This is a genomic window from Methylobacterium iners (assembly GCF_022179305.1).
Taxonomy (GTDB): domain Bacteria; phylum Pseudomonadota; class Alphaproteobacteria; order Rhizobiales; family Beijerinckiaceae; genus Methylobacterium; species Methylobacterium iners.
Map to the genome: position 1 here is coordinate 57,973 of NZ_BPQP01000023.1, position 17,276 is coordinate 75,248.

Genomic DNA, 17,276 nt, shown 5'->3' on the forward strand with positions numbered 1-17,276 from the left:
TGGTGATTGCAAAGCCGCATCACGGCGGCCTGAGGTGGTCTACTTGCCGGTGATGGTCGAGACGATCTCGGACGCGCCGAACAGGATCGCGACGCCGAAGACGACGTAGCCAGCCTTGCGCAGGTCGAGGTAGCCGAACATCCAGGCCATGCCGGTAACGATCACGGCGAGCGTCGCGAGGAGCTTGGCGACGTTGCCCGTCAACGTGTCGACGATGTTCTGCAGGACCTTCTCGACACCACCGAGGGATTGCGCAGAGGCGGGCTCGGCTAAGGCCAGGCACACCAGGGCGGCGGTGAGCCCGAGGCAAGCGGCATGGCGATAGGTTTGCGACATGGGAGTCCTCGTCGGAAGGGAAGGGCACATGGGCTCAGGGAAAACGGAGCGTTGCCGCCGCTACTCGGACGTTGGGTAGACGAGCGCGGTGCTGATCTTGGCCTGCCCGTAGACGTCCCGAGCCCTGGCGACCGCTGAGGGGGGCTGCATGGGCTCCGGATCCGCTGGGACGGCCCCCGATGGGGTCGGCCGGTTCGCACGCGGAGATGCTACCGCCAGGGGCGGGGATGGGAGACCGCTCCTTCTACCCAGAGGCTGGAGCGCGCTGGGGTCCTCCTTCATCAGGCGGGCAGCTACGCGGAGGTTCGTACAGGGCTCGAAGACGTCGCCGATCGGCACGCCGAGTCTTTCGACAGCATAGCTGTTGATACCGGCGAGCCCGAGCCGGGAACGCTGGCCCGCCACCCGTATCTCCATCGCAAGGGCGACGGCCTCTTCCTTCGAGAAGGCCTGGAGCGAGAGGGGACGCCCGCTCTGGATCGTTGAGAGGACCAGCGGCTCGAACCCGCTCGCTTCGCGCACGATGGCAATCAGCGGTGCGGCTGCCTGACCGGGCGCGCATTGTCCGATCAGGGCGGTGAGGGCGAGGACATCCAGCATGGCGTGGGTCCTTTCCTGCTTTCACGCCGCCAGCTTCAACAATCCACGGATGGCGGCCGGACGGATCGTCTCGCGCGATACTTCGCGAAACGCGCTGAGATGCTCGCGCGTGATCGGAAGCAGCCCGGCGACGGCGTCGGTCGAGCCGATCCGGCGCGGCGTGCCGAGGCGTTGCAGGGGCCAGCCGGAGCGGCGAAGGATCCGCTCCATGCGGGTATCTGTGACGGTGGCAAGGGTGTGCTGTCCATGAGCGAGGCACCACTCGAGAATGCCGGCGAACAGGAGCGTGGTCGCGCGCCGGGTTCCATTCCCCGTCACGTCCCTCACCCGGCTCGTGTCGACGCAGAAGCGGGAACTCTCGACGATCCCAGGGCTGCGCGGTGCCTCGCCGTCGCCCACCAGAAAGGGAAAGGTGTCGGCGAGCATGTTGGGCCCGAGCGTTGGAAGCAGTCGGACATGTCCGACGACCTCACTCTCCTCCGCGACAACGAGAAGGTAGGTGGCGTCTTCCGCGTCGTAGCGGTCGATCTCCATATCGCCCGACACGATGACGTCCCATTCGAGCCGATCCTTGAAGACCCGGCCGCGCAACCGATGCATCCCGGCGACCAAGTCGAGGTGGCGGCCAAAGACGTGGCGGGTCAGGGTCAAGGTGCTCAACTGCATCAGAATTCTCGCTGGTGGCTGATCGATGCCACGAGCAGACCAGAAGAGGCCGGAGTTCCGATACCTGGTGAAAACCACAGGTGTTGCGCATTCGCCGCAGCGAACTGTCGATTGCGGCGTGCGCCGGCCGGTTAGGTTGATTGATCGGCCGCTTCCGGTTGCAAGGAGCGGAGGCGATCGCTCGGAGCGGCCGCACACGAAGGACAACGGACGGCCCAAGCAAGGCCGAGGGGGATTGATGGCGCGTAAGGATGTAATTCAAGAGTTCCTGGATGCCCTCCACACGGCTTCCGAAGAGGTCGCCTTCGCCAGTGCCGCAAGCCGATTGGGTGATGCGCTCGGGTTCCGCTGGTTCACCTATCTCAGCGTCGGAGATGGCAAACCGGACGTCATGAGCACGTATCCGGCGATCTGGAGCGATCACTATCTCAGCAGCGGCTACGATAGGGTCGATCCCGTCGTGGCGGCCTCACGGCGGCAAACGGTTCCCTTCTGTTGGGGAGCTCTGGACTCCGCCCGGCCCGCGGATGCAGCCGCCATCCGCTTGTTCGACGACGCGGCGAGCTTCGGAATCGTGTCAGGCCTGACAGTGCCGTTCCGCGGTCCGAAGGGAAGGACGGCCCTGTTCACCCTCTCTACCGACGAAGTCTCGCCCGCGTTGCTCCGGCGTGCCGAGGAACTGAAATTTTACGTGCAGGTGTGCGGTCTCCATCTTCACAATCAACTCGCCGGGCGTGTCGAGCGCTTCATGCCCGAGCATCCAAAACGGAACCTGACGCCGCGGCAACGAGCATGCCTGCTCGCAGCAGCCGAAGGCCAATCCGCCAAGCAGGCCGCCCGCTCCATCGACCTTACCCCACGCACCGTGCAGCATCATCACGAGGAAGCGAAGCGCAGGCTGGGTGCGCAATCGTTGACGCATGCGGTCGCTCTGGCGCTAAGGGAGGGGATGATCTCCTGAGCCCCCCGCCGCCATGGTCAGACTTGCCGCAGTTTGATGCTACTTGTAGGCTGGGCACTCAAAGCACGACGGATCAGGCAGATGCGGTACTCGGCGGCTACCGAATTCGTCTACAGCCCTCACTAATCGTATTCATGTCCATTTGCGGTTACCTGCGCGGGCTGATGCCTCGGATCTTAATGACACCACACCTAGCAACTACATTCGTCGATTCTAGCCATCCGTGCGTTGCGGCATTCCTCGCAGCTTCGCGAAGCTTATATAGGCGGGCACGGCCCTCAGGAGGTCTGGCTCGCTTTCCTCTCGCACGATGAAGCGGTCGACCAAATAGGCGGACCGCTCGCCAGTATGGCGCGAACTCCAGAAGCTCTTCGCAGACGTCCTCCGCCCGGCTGTCGAGAGGCATTGATCCGACTAGCGTCGTCAAACGCTTTATAGGACACGCGCACGAGCGACTGTTCAAGATGGTGTTGATCCGCGTCCAGCACCCGAGCTTCAGTCCTCTGATGGGCGGTCGCCTGGTTCCCGGCGAGGCCTGACGACAATGCCGGTTGCTGGCAATGGAAGCATCAAGGTCCTCTCACACGCAGGCTCTCGCTGTTGGCTTGGCGTAGCACGAAGGCTCTGATGCGTCGCAAGCATCGAAAAATAGGTAGGCGGGTCAAAATGGGGTTTTCGGATCGGCCGAATGTGGCGGCGCGACGGCAACGCGACGCTGATACGTGACCAGCCTCGTGATGCGTGTAGGCCATGAAACCCAATACCTCGCCGACATCGAGAATGTGCGTTTCCGGATTCGCGTCAGCTCGGCGTTGGAAGCGTTCGACGATCATTGGCCGCGTCGCCTCCGAATGAGGGAGGCCGCCTGCAGCATCTTCCAATGCGCCGAGCTTATCGATATCTGGCTCGAGACGGTTGGCAGCGCCCGCCGAACTTGTCAGCTCTTCGTCGGGGTCTACGACGCTGACGGACGCCCTTTGGTCCTGCTCCCGCTCGGCATCGAACGACATCGAGGCGTTAGGCTCCTGACCTTCCTCGACGGCACAGTGGTCGACTATAATCAGCCGATCTTGTTCCCGGCAGCCCACGCCATCGATCCCGCCGCTTGGTCCGAGATCTGGGACATGATCGTCCGCGCCCTGCCGGACTTCGACGCCGCCATCTTTGACAGGATGCCCGAACGAGTGGGTGCGCTGCCCAATCCCCTCGTGCCGCCGGGATCTGTTCCGCTTCCAGTCTCCGGCCACGTCATGGGCTTGGCCGGATCGGACGCGGACATCGAGGCGCGATTGCCGCATCGGAAGCGCCGCAACCGGCTTCTGCGCCAACTGTCCGGGCAGGGTTCCATCGCCTTCGAGGTCGCTGGGTCTGTCGCGGAGGCGGAGGCGTTCCTGCAGCAGGTCCTCACGGGCAAGGCGCGGCAATTTGCGAGAACCCGGGTGCCCGGTTTCGAGGTGCCGGGAAAGCGCGCGTTCTATCTCGCGGCGACGCAGCGCCTGATGTGCCCCGAGACGGTTCACGTGTCCGCCTTGACGGTCGGCGGCGCCGTCGTCGCCTGTCACTGGGGCCTAATTCTCGAGGGCCGGTTCTACTTGATCCTCACGACCTACGATGCGGACTGGAAGAGGTTCTCACCCGGGGCCATCCACCACGAAGCCCTCATCCGCTGGTGCCACGCCCGCGGCATGGCGGCCTTCGATTTCGGCGTCGGCGACGAGGCATACAAGGGCGACTACTGCGATACTCGGATCCCGCTCCACAGAGTCGAGATCAGCCTCTCACGGCGCGGACGGATCTACCTCGCCGTCGAGCGCGGGATGGCTTGGATGAGAAGCACTTCCGTTTGGGAGCTTCTTCGGCCGCTGAAGTGGATCGCGGTGCGCGCCGTACGCCGAACAAAGGCGTGATGGAAGTCGACGGCCTTTGGACCTCATCCGGCGATGCCATGTGGAATCGGACCCCTATCGCATTCCCAAACATCCGCCCTCAGGGCCGCTGGTGCGGGAAGGCGTAATCGGCCGGAAGGGGATCGAAGCGTGCCGTGCGGACCAGGCCGAAGGCATATTGCCGCCTTACGCGGATCATGTATGGCCTGAAGCCGGCCCTACAGGCGCCCTTGAGCGAGGAGACGTTGTCCTCGTCGACGAACGCAATGACCGTGCGCGCTCCGACATCTGCCGCGCGCTTCGCCATCATCGCTGTCACGGCCGTCATCACGCCCATGCCGCGGTACTGGGGCGGCGTGTACGCATTCTCCAGCATTGCCTGATCCGGCCCGAGCACTGGCAGCGCACCGCCGCGGCGGATCGCGGCGTCGTAACCGGCCTCGGTGATCCACTGGACGTGGCAGGGCCGGCCGGAGGTCTCGTCGATGGCCACGAAGCAATGACTGAAGAGGGCGCCCCGCTCGACCATGCGCAGCCTCCAGGCGATATCCGCCCGCTCGTCCGCGCCGCTTCCGGTATCGTCGTCCGGGAAGAGCCAAGCCAAGTCCTCAGGCTCGAACGACCGTAGGCTTAGGGGTATACGCGCCGAGGGAACGGCAACCGGCGCGTGGACATCGCGCCGAAGCCCGACCGAGACCCGCCCCGCGTAGATTCCTTCCCGGAGGCGCCATCTCACCTTCCGGACGAAGCGGGCGATCCGCCCTTCCGCCGGGTCGAGGCCTTCCCGAGGGGTTCCATCGCCGCCGTCACGAAACGTCATTGACCTGTTCCCGGCCCAGGTGCCATCGTGTACGCTCCCCATACCCGCTCGGGCGTGCAGCCGCATCCGTTACGGCAGCTGACAAGGAGCGACACGAGGACATCGACCACGCGGACCGCCTCCGCTCAGGTCGCATCTCAGTGGGCGCTCCGAGGGCCCGGCCCTTGAAAACTATCAAACCGGTAGGTCGGCCGAAGGCGGCGCATGCCTGTAGGGGCGTCTCCGGGCGCTTGATGCTTGGCGAGCGCGTTTGCGGCGGCTCGTCGTCGCTGAGCCGCTCGTTGCAAGGCGAGAGGTCGACAGGGCAGCCCCAGCTGCATCGAGCAAGGCGCGCCACCCTCGAGCCCTATCGCCGCGCGGCGTCCTCCATACCCGTAGCCGAAGCGTAGGGCACCAGTGCCTGGAGACCGAAGGCATGACCCGCCTCGGACGACGTCATGGATCGCGAAGGTGCAAGTGCGCTTACGGTGCCTCCCCGACAACGATTAACGGCGTTCCGGATCCTCGCCGGACCGGTCGGGACAAGAGGTCCGGTCTCGACGAACCTCGGCAGGCGTCGCGTGTAGGATCGCCCTTCGCACGGCCGCTCGACGTGCGGCTTTCCCCGCCCTGTTCAATTCGAAGAATCTGGACGAATAAGGATGGGCCGCAATCGCCGCACCGACGTCAACGCTGTAGTGCCCACATGAAATAGACGAGCTTTTACGCTTATCTGTCAGATAAAATTCCACGGCACTGGAAATGTCTGCATTGCTGATCAGGCCAGCCTTCAAAAGATCTTGAACGGTGGGATGAACTTCCATGTCCCGAGATTTAGAAAGAAGCGGCACTGCCAGCGACGTCTGATCGCTGCGCAGCGATCACGGGAAGCGTCTCCCTTCGCGAGACTGAGTAGTCCAAGTCAGCCGCGCAGGTCTTCGGTTTCGTCGTGTCGCACGGCGTCACGGCGGGCGCGATGGCGATGGGCGTCCATCGGCCGTGCGACGGGCCGCACGCTGCCCGCCCATCGACGTCATGCGAAGGCCGCCGCATCAGGAAGCTCCCGCCCTCGTGAGGAAGCGCGGGATGCGCGGCGATATCGGCCCATGCGATCTCCTCGAAGCCCCTTCGGCGGTAGAGCCGACGTGCGGGCGCGTTGTCCGCCCAGACATGCAACGTGAGATCAGGGAACCCTTCCGACCGAGCCTGCGCCACGACGCACCCGATCAACCCCGAGCCGATCCCAAGGCATCGGAAGAGCGGGTTGACCGCAAGGCTGTTGAGCAAGAGGCTGCTCCAATCCTGCAACTCGGAAAGCGGCCCGAGCCAACGCTCGCGCGCGGTCGGGGCCATGGCACTTGCGTCCTGCCTGATCGCCGCGGCCGGAAATGCGTTGGCCACGCCGACGACGACCCCGTCCACCTGCGCAACGATGCAGCGTCGGTAGGAACGAGGGCCATCCTGGCGAGAGACCATGCAGGTCATCAGCGCGCGCTGGCAGAGTTCCGGTGCAAGTTCGTCGAGCAGAAATCGCAAGATGTCGCCGCTGGCGTGGAGCATCAGGTTGGCGATGGCCTCCGCATCCCCAGGGTCAGCGTGCCGATATGCGGGGATCGCGCCCATCGCACCTGTTCTCAAGCCCGTGCCGGACGGGCGTCGAACACGAACCAAACCCGGTATGCTTAAGGCAACGTTAATTCTCCGGTCCGACCGGAAAGGGTGATACCTTCGGGACGCCCCTGCTGCGTCGCGCTCGCGGCAGCGAGTCCTGGCCCGAGACCAGGATCCGCGAGGACCCGGCCGGGCCTTTGACAGGGCGGGCGCATCCACCGCGCTGGCGGTCGTGGCGGGGAGAGCGTCGGAAGCCGTGGGCCGACGAGCCGGCACGCCTCGGTCGCGGAAGCGCTTACGCCGCTCCGCGGGCGTGACTGGCGCACGCGGCGCGTCCTGGCGAAGGAACTCGTTAAGCTTAACCCAGCGGTAACTGGGCGATGCGACAACATGAGTTCGGGTCTCAGGACCGTTGCACGGGGACCACCTCGAATGCCTCCACATACGAAATCCAAGACGGTCGCGGTCGTCCTCCTGACGCTCGTCAACGTGCCGCAGGCGATTTCGGCGGATCTGTTTCGGCCCGGGCCAGCCGAGCCCGAGCTGCGAGGTCCGCTCCCGCCCGAGATCGACGTGGGCACGGGCTTCTACCTGCGCGCCGACGTCGGCTTCAGCAACCAAGGGGTCGAGCGGCTGTCCAACAGCCTCGACGCGCTCGGAACCATCGAAAAGGTTGACCTGGGCTTCGCCGGCGCGCCGTTCGCCGGGCTCGGCGTGGGTTATCAGTTCAGCCGCTGGTTCCGGGCCGACGTCACCGGGGAGTATCGCAGCGCAGCCACCTTCACCGGCCTCGAACGTTACCGGGACGCGAGCTTGCCCCTCGGGTACGGCACCGATGAGTACATCGCGACCAAGCGCGATGTCGTGGTCCTGGCAAACGCCTACGTGGACCTCGGCAGCTACTACGGCGTTTCGCCCTTCATCGGGGCGGGCGTGGGGGCGAGCCACGCGACCATCGAAAACTTCAAGGACACCAACGTCGTCACGCAGGGTGTCTCCTACGCGAAGTCGGGGTCCAAGACGAGCTTCGCATGGGCGCTGCACGCCGGCCTCGGCTACGAGGTGAACTCGGCGCTGAAGGTGGAGTTGGGCTATCGCTACCTCAATCTCGGCGACGCGAAGACGGGCACCGTCTACAACTACGCCGGACAATGCGGCGCCTGCGACGCCCTGACGTACAAGAACACCGACTCCCACGACGTGAAGCTGGGCTTGCGTTGGCTTCTGTCCGCCCCCGTCCTGCCCATCGCGCATCCCCCCCTGACGAGCAAGTATTGAGGTCCGGGCGGTCGCAGGCACCCTGAATGCTGCCGCTCGGGACATCGGAATCGGTAGGGGACCGCACCGGGGTTTCCCGGGAGCCAAGGTTTCTCGGAGGAAGGGTTCGGACCCGCCGCCACCCGGCCGGATCCGTCATGACGCTTCTCGGGAAAGCCGACCCGCGTCGGCAAGCGGTCCTGGTTTGCCGTAGGAAGCCCTCAGCTCCCTGAGCTCCCGCCAAAACAACAAGGCCAAGGCGGTCCCGTAGGCGATGCCGCCTTCGACGATGGTCAGCATCACCGACCAGACGGATGCCTCGGCTTCGGCCAACAAGACGACAAGCCCCATCGCAAGGGCCGCGACCGCGATGCGCAGCCCCGCGCCGACCGGAAGCCGGAGGCCCAGCTTGACCCTGCCCAGGGTCAGGCTGAGCGTCAGGCCGAGGGCGTTGGCGGCGAGGCATCCTATGCAGGCCCCGGCTAGGCCGCCGACGCGCAATCCGGCGTAGGCAAGGACGAGGGTGGCGGTCGCCTCGACCGCATTGACGGCCAGCAAGGGGCGTGGCCGGGCCATGAGCATAAAGATCTGGTCCGCGAAATGAGCGCGCATGTTGCGGATCGAAGCCGCCGCGATGGCCAGCGGAAGCACGACCTTCGTCATCGGCTGAAACTGCGTGCCGATCGTGAGCTCGACGAGAGGCACCGTGAGGATCAGGGCTCCGACGAAGGTCGGCGCCAGCACGCCCCACAGGATCGCGCCGTTCGCCGTCAGCTGATCGATGGCCATTTCCGGAGCGCCCGCGGTCATGTGCTTCACCGCCAGCGGATAGGCTGCCGTCGTGACCATGAGCGCCACGACGGAGACGAGGCTCTGTCCCAGGCCCCATCCGACCGCAAGGAGACCAACCGCTTCCGTCCCGGCGGCCCAGTCGACCAAGGGACGCAAGCCGTTGATGCCGACCCACCCGATCACGCCGCTGGCGAGAAGGGGTAGTCCGTAGGTCGCGGCGAGCCGCAGGATCGCGCCATCGATCCGTGCTGGGCGGACCGACAATCCCAATCCGAGCTGGACCCAGAGAAGGCCTATGGACAGGATCTGCGCCAGTGCCAGCCCGCCCAGGACCGTCGTCGCCGTGGGTTCGATCAGGCGGACGGCAAGATAGCTGAAGGCCAGACCGAGAGCGGCGGAGCCGACCTTCGCAACGGTGTAGGGCGAGATCCGTCCCGCGGCGCGGGCGCGGTCCGCGAGGTGCACCAACATCGACCGCGTGACGATGAAGACGACCGTCGCAATCATGAAGCCGGAGGTGAACGCGGCATCCATCAGGATCACGACGAGACCGGCCGAGGAAGCCTGAAGCAGCGCCGACGCGGCGAGGACGAAGGACTCGGTGCCATGGAAGCGGGCCTGGTCGGCCGGCGTCTCGAAGCTTCCGAGGTACCGCATGGTGTAATGCGTCCACCAGAAAACGGTGCCAAGGAAGATGAGCTCCTGTGCCGCTACGATGAGCGTCACCACGCCGTACTCGGTGGGAGACAGCCAGTGCGTCCAGGCCGCGACGGTCCCGAATTGGATGAGCGGTCCCAGGAGCTGCGCCGGCAGATAGAGGATCGTCTGGCGTATCAACACGGTGCGCCGCTTTCATCGGAGGGACTCACGTCCTGACCTCTTCATCGACCCATGGGCCTGCGTCGGAACCTTCCATGCCCCTGGGATCCGGAACCGTCGGTGACGCCGCGTCGGCCCGGACAGCCGAGGTCCGGCCACGCTCGCGCTCGGGCGCGCGTCCCAAGCCGGCCATCAGTCGATCCTCGCCGCGCGCAGACGCAGGGCGTTGCCGATCACGCTGACCGAGGACAGCGCCATGGCGGCCGCGGCGATGACCGGCGACAGCAGGATACCGAGGAACGGATAGAGCACGCCCGCCGCGACCGGCACCCCGGCGGCGTTGTAGATGAAGGCGAAGAACAGGTTCTGGCGAATATTGCCCATCGTGGCCCGCGAGAGCCTCCGTGCCCGCACGATGCCCATCAGGTCGCCTCTCAGCAGCGTGATGCCCGCGCTCTCGATGGCGACGTCGGTGCCCGTTCCCATCGCGATGCCGACATCGGCTGCGGCGAGCGCCGGGGCGTCGTTGACCCCGTCGCCCGCCATCGCGACCACCTCGCTCCTGGCCTGATGGATCCTCACGAAGTCGCTCTTCCGGTCCGGCAGGACCTCGGCCTCGACCTCGTCGATGCCGAGCTCGGCCGCAACAGCGCGGGCCGTGGTCGGGTTGTCGCCGGTCAGCATCACGACGCGGATGCCCTCCGCACGCAACGCGGCGAGCGCCTCGGCCGTCGTCGCCTTGATCGGATCGGCGATCGCGATCACGCCGGCCACGCGCCCGTCGACGCCCACGAAGATCGCCGTGGCCCCGTCGCGCCGGAGGTCCTCGGCCGCCGCTTCCAGATCGACCGTCGCCACGCTCTCGCCGGTGAGGAAGCGTGCGTTGCCAAGCAGCACGCGACGGCCCTCGACAGTGCCCATGGCGCCCTTGCCGGTCGGTGAATCGAAGTCGGCGACCGGCGACGTTGTCAGTCCCCGCCTCTCGGCATGGGCGACGATGGCGAGGGCGAGCGGATGCTCGCTGGCACGCTCGACGCTCGCCGAAAGGCGCAGGATCTCCTCCTCCGTGAACCCGGCGGCCGGCATGATCCGGGTCACGGCCGGCCTGCCTTCCGTCAGCGTCCCGGTCTTGTCCACGAGCAGCGTGGTGACCTTCTCCAGGCGCTCCAGGGCCTCGGCGTTCTTGATCAAGACGCCGGCCTGCGCGCCCCGGCCGACGCCGACCATGATCGACATCGGGGTCGCCAGGCCCAGGGCGCAGGGACACGCGATGATGAGGACGGCGACCGCCGCCAGGAGGCCGTAGGTCAGGCGAGGCTCGGGGCCGAAGGCGAACCAGACGGCGAAGGCGAGCACGGCCACGCCGATCACGGCCGGCACGAACCAGCCTGCGACCTGGTCGGCGAGGCGCTGGATCGGCGCCCGGCTGCGCTGCGCCTCGGCGACGAGCTGGACGATGCGGGCCAGCATCGTATCGCGGCCGACCTTGCGGGCCTCGACGATCAAGGCACCGCTCTGGTTCAGGCTGCCCCCGACGACGTTCGCACCGACGTCCTTGGTCACCGGCATCGCCTCCCCAGTGACGAGGGACTCGTCGATGGCGCTGCGGCCCTCGATCACGATGCCGTCGACCGGCACCTTCTCCCCCGGGCGGACCCGGAGGCGGTCGCCGACCCCGATATCCTCAAGGCGGACCTCGTCGTCGGTGCCGTCCGGATGGAGGCGCCGTGCCGTCTTGGGCGCGAGGTCGAGCAGCGCCCGCAGGGCGCCCCCGGTGCTCTCGCGGGCGCGCAGCTCCAGGACTTGGCCGAGGAGCACGAGCACGGTGATGACGGCCGCGGCCTCGAAATAGGCCGGCACCGCCCCGTCTTGGCCGCGCAGGGCCGCCGGGAACACCCCCGGCAGCAGTGTCGCGACGACGCTGTAGGCCCAGGCCACCCCCGTGCCCATGGCGACGAGGGTGAACATGTTGAGGTTGCGGCTCCTCACCGAGGCCCAGCCGCGCTCGAAGAAGGGCCATCCGGCCCAGAGCACCACCGGCGTGGCCAGGGCGAACTGGATCCAGTTGGAGGCCTGCTGGCCCAGGCGGTCGGTGAGGCCGGTGAGATGCCCGCCCATCTCCAACGCGAAAACCGGCAGCGTCAGGACGAGCCCGACCCAGAACCGCCGCGTCATGTCGACGAGCTCCTCGCTCGGCCCGTCGTCCGCGCCGATCAGGGCCGGCTCAAGCCCCATGCCGCAGATCGGGCACGACCCCGGGCCGACCTGGCGGACCTCGGGGTGCATCGGGCAGGTGTAGATCGTGCCGTCCGGCACCGGACCGGCGGGACCCTCAGCGCCAGCGGGATCGAGGTAGCGGACGGGATCGGCCTCGAACTTGGTCCGGCAACCGTTCGAGCAAAAGTAGTACGGACGACCATCGTGCTCGGCGCGATGCTTGGCCGAATGCGGATCCACGTCCATCCCACAGACGGGATCCTTGGCCTGCCCCTTGTCGTCGTTGGCCAGGCCGGCGCCGTGGCCGCAACAGTCATGGCCGGCGTGGGCGCTGGCCGATCCGTGGTGGTGGGCATGTCCGGACATCAGCGCACCTTTCGTTCGATCTGGGCTTGTGAACCGTCCTGCACCTTCCCATCATGGCAGAGTCAACGTGGGAAGGTTCACTGCCATGAACATCGGCCAGGCGGCCGAGGCCTCCGGGGTCTCGGCCAAGATGATCCGCTACTACGAGAGCATCGAACTCGTGCCGCGGGCAGACCGGCGGGAGAGCGGCTACCGCGAGTACGGCGTCACCGACCTGCACCGGCTCGGCTTCATCCGACACGCGCGCGACCTCGGCTTCTCGCTGGAGCGCATCAAGGTTCTGCTCGGGCTCTGGAGCGACCCGGGCCGGAGCAACGCCGACGTGAAGGCCATCGCCAGGGCCCATATCCGGGAACTCGAAGGGCGGGCGCGCCAGCTCAACGAGATGGCGGATGCCCTGCGCTCGCTCGCTGATGCCTGCGACGGGGACGGCCGGCCGGACTGCCCGATCATCGCGAGCTTGGAGACCGGTGCGAACGTCCCGGCCTGCCATGCGGGCGACGCCCCGGCGGCCCCGGAACCACCGGTACCGCGCAGGAAGTTGCGTGCCAGGCACTGAGGCGGGACCGGTCCGGTCCCGCGCTCGAATGTGCGTCCTATGCAGGGCCGCCGCGCGACGGGCCGGCTCGCGTCACTTCCGGTTTTTCTTCAGCCAATCCTCCATCTCGGCGATCTCTTTCTCCTGGTCGGCGATGATCTTCTCGGCCATGGCTTTGGTGGCCGGGTCCTTGGCGTGCTTCAGCACCACCTTGGACATCTCGACCGCACCCTTGTGGTGGGGGATCATGTGCGTGCGGTAGTCGACGTCGGCGTTGCCGGTGTAGGGCACGTGCATGTCGTGCATCATCTTCATGTCGGCCTTCTTGAACTCGGCCGTCGACGGCGCGTCGTTCTTTTTCGGCATCATGTCCTCGATCATCTTCACCATCTCGCCCCGGTGCGTCGCATCCGGATCGTTGGCCATGGAGTGACCGGCATGAGAGCCGCCGGTGCCTTGGGCGAATGCGCTCCCAGCAAATCCTGCCGCAAGGAAGGCCGCTCCAAGCATCCTGGTGGTGATCTTCATGGTGATGTTCCTCTCGTTCGAAGTTGCGATCCCTGCCGGGATCAATTGAACTTGCCGCTGGCGCTGGTGCCGTCGGGCGCCGTCAGCTGGACGGCGCCCTTCGGGTTGGGCTTAAGCGGGACGTCCGCCTTACCGCTGAGCCGGCTGCCGTCGGCCGGCGTCAGGGCGACGCGCGCCGGCTTACCGTCAACGACAAGGATCGCGGTCCCCTTGAAGCCGGCGGCCGGGACAGGCTTGGTGTCGACGTCGGTCAGATAGACGTCGACGGTCGCGTCCTTCGCGACGAGCTCGACGTGGTACTTGCCGGCGTCGGTGACGCGGCCGCCGTTCGGTCCCGTTCCCACCACCTCGTGAGCGTGAACGGGCACCGCGATGGCCAAGCCGGCGGCAAGCGTGAGCGCCCAAGGCGCCAACATGGTCATGGTGGCGGGTTCCTTCCTGTCAGCGGGCGGGCGCGGCGGTGCCGGTGGAGGCGGGGGCCCGACCACGGGCGTCGTCCGCGCTGCGGCCGGGCCGGGCCGCGTCGCGGCCGGACGTGTTCATGTCGTGGGCCGGACCGCCCGAGGTGTTTCCGCGGGACGGGGTCGGCTGGGTCTGCTGCTCGGCGTTCGCGTTGCCCTGATCGTCCGCGAGGACGGGCGAGGACAGGGCGAGGAGGAGCAGGGTAGCGGCGGTGGTGATGGTCTTCATGGGTCGTCTCCAAGTGATGAGGGTCGATTCCGGATGGGCTCGCACCTCGGCTGCGGTGGGGGTCGTCGCTCAGAACGCCTCGACGGGACGCGCTTTGGCGCCATCCGTCGAAGGGGTCTGAACCTGGGTGGCGCGCAGGCGCTCAAGGGGTTTGCGGCCGTACCTGAGGAACAGGACGGGCGTCAGGAAGGTGTCCAGCAGCGTGGCGCTGATCAGGCCGCCGAAGATCGTCACCGCGACCGGGTGCAGGATCTCCTTGCCCGGCGCGGCGGCGTCGATCAGCAAGGGCACCAAGGCGACGCCGGCCGACAGGGCCGTCATCAGCACCGGCGTCAGCCGCTCCAGACTGCCGCGGACCACGAGGTCGCGCCCGAATGGGACCCCTTCGTGCAGCGACAGATTGAGGTAGTGGCTGATCTTGAGGATGCCGTTGCGGGCGGCGATGCCCGTCAGCGTGATGAAGCCGATCATCGAGGCCACAGAGAGTGGCTGGCCCACAAGCCAGAGGGCGAGCACGCTGCCGATGAGGGCAAGCGGCACGTTGCCCATGATGATCAGCGCCAGCACGGCCGAGCGATAGCGGCTGTAGAGGATGGCGAAGACCATCGCGAGCGACAGCAGCGACAGCGCGCCGATGGTGCGGCTTGCCTCCTCCTGCGCCTGGAAGGTGCCCTCTAGGCTCGTGAAGAACCCGGGCGGCAGCTTGGCCTCGGCAACGACACCGCGGATGGCCGCCACGATGGTGGCCATGTCGCTGTCGCCGTTGGTGTTCGCCTGCACCACGAGGCGGCGCCGGCTATTCTCGCGCAGGATCTGGTTGGGTCCGTCCGTCTCCCGGATGTCGGCGATCTGGCGCGCCGGGACCCAACCCGAGGGCGTCTCGATCAGGAGGTCGCCCAAGCCCTGCGTGGTGCGTTGGCGCTCGGACAGCCGCACGACGACGTCGAATCTGCGATAGCCATCCGCGACCGTCGAGACGACGCGTCCGTTGGACAGGCGGCTCAGCTGCTCGACGACCGCGGCCGGCTGGACCCCGTATAGGGCGGCCCGGGTGTAGTCGACCCGGATCTCCAGCTGCGGGATGCGGACCTGCTTCTCGATCTGCAGGTCGGCGAGGCCGGGGATCCTGGCCATCCGGTCCCGCAGGTCGCTTGCGATGCGGCGCAAGGCGTCGAGGTCCTCCCCGTAGATCTTCAGGGCGATCTCGGCCCGGACGCCGGACAGCATGTGGTCGAGCCGGTGCGAGATCGGCTGGCCGACATTGGCGGAGACCGGCAGCATCGCCATGCGCGCTCGGATGTCGGCGGTCACCGCCTCCTTCGGGCGGCCCCCGGCCTTCAGCTCGACCTCGATTTCCGAGGAGTGGACGCCTTCGGCATGCTCGTCGAGCTCGGCCCGGCCGGTGCGACGCCCGACCGCCGCGACCTCGGGGATCTGGAGCAGCAGGCTCTCCGCGATCAGACCGACCCGGTGGCTTTCGGAGAGCGAGATTCCGGGATTGAACGTCATGTTGACCGTGAAGGAGCCCTCGTTGAAGGGCGGCAGGAAGGCGCGCGGCAGCTGCCAGGCCGTAATGCCGGCGGCAGCCACCGCAATGGCGACGCTGCCCATCAAGAGGCGCTGGTGCCGGAAGGCGACGCCGAGCAAGGCGGCGTTGCCGCGCTTGAGGCTTCGGATGAACCAGCTCTCGCGATGGTCGAGGCTCTTGAGGCCGGGCAGCAGGTAGTAGGCCATCACCGGCGTCAGGGTGACGGACACCAGCAGGCTCGCCAGGATCGAGATGATGTAGGCCTGCCCCAGAGGCGCGAAGAGCCGGCCCTCGATGCCCGACAGCGCGAACAGGGGCACGAACACCAGGACGATGATCGCAGTGGCGTAGACGATCCCTGAGCGGACTTCCGACGAGGCCGAGACGACGACGTCGAAGGTCGAGCGCGGCGAGCCGGCCGCCCGGTTCTCCCGCAGCCTGCGGAAGATGTTCTCGACGTCGACCACCGCGTCGTCGACGAGCTCACCGATGGCGATGGCCAGCCCGCCCAGCGTCATCGTGTTGATGGACAGGCCGAGGAAGTGAAACACGACGGCCGTGGTGAGGATCGAGACAGGAATTGCGGTGAGTGAGATCGCGGTGGTCCGGACGTTCAGGAGGAACGCGAACAGCACGATGGCCACGACCACGACGGCCTCGACCAGGACGGTCTGGACGTTGCTGATCGAGGCCTCGATGAAGTTGGCCTGGCGGAACAGGATCTGGTCGGCCTTGATGCCGTTCGGCAGGCTGGCGGTGACCTCCTTGAGGGCGGTCTCGATCTCCCGGGTGAGCTTCACCGTGTCGACGGCGGGCTGCTTCTCGACGGAAACGATGACGCCGGATTTGCCCATGTAGCCGCCGTCGCCGCGCTTCACCCGCGCGCCGAAGCTGACCTCCGCCACCTGGCGCAGGTGGACCGGCGCCTCCCCCGCCGTGGCCACGACGACGCTGCGCAGGTCGTCGAGGCTCATGGTCCGGCCGATGTTCCGGATCAGGTACTCGCGCGAATACTGGTCGGTGAAGCCGCCGCCGGCATTGGTGCCGAACTGGGCGAGCGCGGTCTCGACCTGGGCGTTGGTGACGCCGAGCGCGCGCATGGCGGCCGGGTTTGGGCTGACCCGGAACTGGCGGACCTCGCCGCCGATGGGAATGACCTGGGCGACGCCCGGAATGGTGAGGAGACGTGGCCTCAGGACGAAGTCGGCGGCCTCCCGCACTTCCATGGGGCTGGCGGTGTCGCTGGTCACCGCCACCAGCAGGATCTGCCCCATGATCGAGGAGATCGGCCCCATCTGCGGCGTCGTATTCGGCGGGAGCTGCTCGCGCACCAGGGACAGGCGCTCGCCGACCTGCTGGCGGTTCCGGTAGATGTCCGTGCCCCAGTCGAACTCGACGTAGACGATGGACAGGCCCACGCCCGAGACCGAGCGCACCCGGGTCACGCCCGGCAGCCCGTTCATGCGGGTCTCGATGGGGTAGGTGACGAGCTGCTCGACCTCGGGCGGGGCCAGTCCCTCCGCCTCGGTCATGATGGTGACCGTCGGCTTGTTCAGGTCGGGGAAGACGTCGACCGGCAGCTTGGTGACGGTGAACGCGCCGTAGAGGATCAGCACCGCCGAGATGGCGAGCACCAAGAGGCGGTTGCGCAGGGACTGGGTGACGAGGAAATTGAACATGGC

Annotated in this window: 15 protein-coding genes; 4 read left to right on the forward strand and 11 right to left on the reverse strand. The window is 66.9% G+C overall.

Annotated features, from left to right (window positions below):
- Nucleotides 1–39: 39 nt before the first annotated feature.
- Genes MFF55_RS08455 through MFF55_RS08465 form a run of 3 tightly spaced genes read right to left on the reverse strand, consistent with a single transcriptional unit; the run spans nucleotide 40 to nucleotide 1,602 of the window.
- Nucleotides 40–336, reverse strand: a complete 297-nt coding sequence (locus MFF55_RS08455; protein WP_238243643.1) for a TrbC/VirB2 family protein — start codon at nucleotides 334–336, stop codon at nucleotides 40–42.
- A gap of 60 nt (nucleotides 337–396) precedes the next feature.
- Nucleotides 397–936 carry a lysozyme family protein gene (locus MFF55_RS08460; RefSeq protein WP_238243644.1) on the reverse strand — a complete coding sequence of 180 codons (540 nt, stop codon included), beginning with the start codon at nucleotides 934–936 and terminating at the stop codon, nucleotides 397–399.
- 21 nt (nucleotides 937–957) lie between these two features.
- Nucleotides 958–1,602: an acyl-homoserine-lactone synthase gene (locus MFF55_RS08465; RefSeq protein ID WP_238243645.1), complete on the reverse strand. Its 645-nt coding sequence runs from the start codon at nucleotides 1,600–1,602 to the stop codon at nucleotides 958–960.
- 238 nt (nucleotides 1,603–1,840) lie between these two features.
- Here MFF55_RS08465 and MFF55_RS08470 point away from each other — a divergent pair, with 238 nt between their 5' ends.
- Both MFF55_RS08470 and MFF55_RS08475 read left to right on the forward strand, forming a co-directional pair.
- Nucleotides 1,841–2,563: a helix-turn-helix transcriptional regulator gene (locus MFF55_RS08470; protein WP_238243646.1), complete on the forward strand. Its 723-nt coding sequence runs from the start codon at nucleotides 1,841–1,843 to the stop codon at nucleotides 2,561–2,563.
- Between the two features lie 722 nt (nucleotides 2,564–3,285).
- Complete coding sequence (locus MFF55_RS08475) at nucleotides 3,286–4,470, forward strand: GNAT family N-acetyltransferase (protein ID WP_238243647.1); 1,185 nt, start codon at nucleotides 3,286–3,288, stop codon at nucleotides 4,468–4,470.
- Nucleotides 4,471–4,549: 79 nt separating this feature from the next.
- Here the strand turns inward: MFF55_RS08475 and MFF55_RS08480 are convergent, their stop codons facing one another.
- Nucleotides 4,550–5,269, reverse strand: coding sequence for a GNAT family N-acetyltransferase (locus MFF55_RS08480; RefSeq protein ID WP_238243648.1), 720 nt, complete (start codon nucleotides 5,267–5,269; stop codon nucleotides 4,550–4,552).
- A gap of 813 nt (nucleotides 5,270–6,082) precedes the next feature.
- Nucleotides 6,083–6,871 (reverse strand): GNAT family N-acetyltransferase, encoded by a 789-nt coding sequence (locus tag MFF55_RS08485; protein ID WP_238243649.1) that lies wholly within the window; start codon nucleotides 6,869–6,871, stop codon nucleotides 6,083–6,085.
- A 378-nt stretch (nucleotides 6,872–7,249) separates the two neighbouring features.
- Here MFF55_RS08485 and MFF55_RS08490 point away from each other — a divergent pair, with 378 nt between their 5' ends.
- The gene (locus tag MFF55_RS08490) at nucleotides 7,250–8,137 is read left to right on the forward strand and encodes an outer membrane protein (RefSeq protein ID WP_238243650.1); all 888 of its coding nucleotides are present in this window, start codon (nucleotides 7,250–7,252) and stop codon (nucleotides 8,135–8,137) included.
- 135 nt (nucleotides 8,138–8,272) lie between these two features.
- Here the strand turns inward: MFF55_RS08490 and MFF55_RS08495 are convergent, their stop codons facing one another.
- Together MFF55_RS08495 and MFF55_RS08500 are read right to left on the reverse strand one after the other, a co-directional pair.
- On the reverse strand, nucleotides 8,273–9,745 hold the full coding sequence (locus tag MFF55_RS08495) for a lipopolysaccharide biosynthesis protein (protein WP_238243651.1): 1,473 nt from the start codon (nucleotides 9,743–9,745) through the stop codon (nucleotides 8,273–8,275).
- A gap of 174 nt (nucleotides 9,746–9,919) precedes the next feature.
- The gene (locus tag MFF55_RS08500) at nucleotides 9,920–12,310 is read right to left on the reverse strand and encodes a heavy metal translocating P-type ATPase (RefSeq protein ID WP_283206714.1); all 2,391 of its coding nucleotides are present in this window, start codon (nucleotides 12,308–12,310) and stop codon (nucleotides 9,920–9,922) included.
- A gap of 85 nt (nucleotides 12,311–12,395) precedes the next feature.
- On the opposite strand from MFF55_RS08500, the gene cueR reads away from it, so the two are divergent.
- Nucleotides 12,396–12,869: a Cu(I)-responsive transcriptional regulator gene (gene cueR, locus MFF55_RS08505; protein ID WP_238243652.1), complete on the forward strand. Its 474-nt coding sequence runs from the start codon at nucleotides 12,396–12,398 to the stop codon at nucleotides 12,867–12,869.
- 72 nt (nucleotides 12,870–12,941) lie between these two features.
- Here the strand turns inward: cueR and copM are convergent, their stop codons facing one another.
- From copM to MFF55_RS08525, 4 genes are all read right to left on the reverse strand, one after another.
- The gene (gene copM / locus MFF55_RS08510; protein ID WP_238243653.1) at nucleotides 12,942–13,376 is read right to left on the reverse strand and encodes a CopM family metallochaperone; all 435 of its coding nucleotides are present in this window, start codon (nucleotides 13,374–13,376) and stop codon (nucleotides 12,942–12,944) included.
- 41 nt (nucleotides 13,377–13,417) lie between these two features.
- Nucleotides 13,418–13,792, reverse strand: coding sequence for a hypothetical protein (locus MFF55_RS08515; RefSeq protein ID WP_238243679.1), 375 nt, complete (start codon nucleotides 13,790–13,792; stop codon nucleotides 13,418–13,420).
- Between the two features lie 25 nt (nucleotides 13,793–13,817).
- Nucleotides 13,818–14,066 carry a hypothetical protein gene (locus tag MFF55_RS08520; protein ID WP_238243654.1) on the reverse strand — a complete coding sequence of 83 codons (249 nt, stop codon included), beginning with the start codon at nucleotides 14,064–14,066 and terminating at the stop codon, nucleotides 13,818–13,820.
- A gap of 69 nt (nucleotides 14,067–14,135) precedes the next feature.
- Complete coding sequence (locus MFF55_RS08525) at nucleotides 14,136–17,273, reverse strand: efflux RND transporter permease subunit (protein WP_238243655.1); 3,138 nt, start codon at nucleotides 17,271–17,273, stop codon at nucleotides 14,136–14,138.
- Nucleotides 17,274–17,276: the final 3 nt, after the last annotated feature.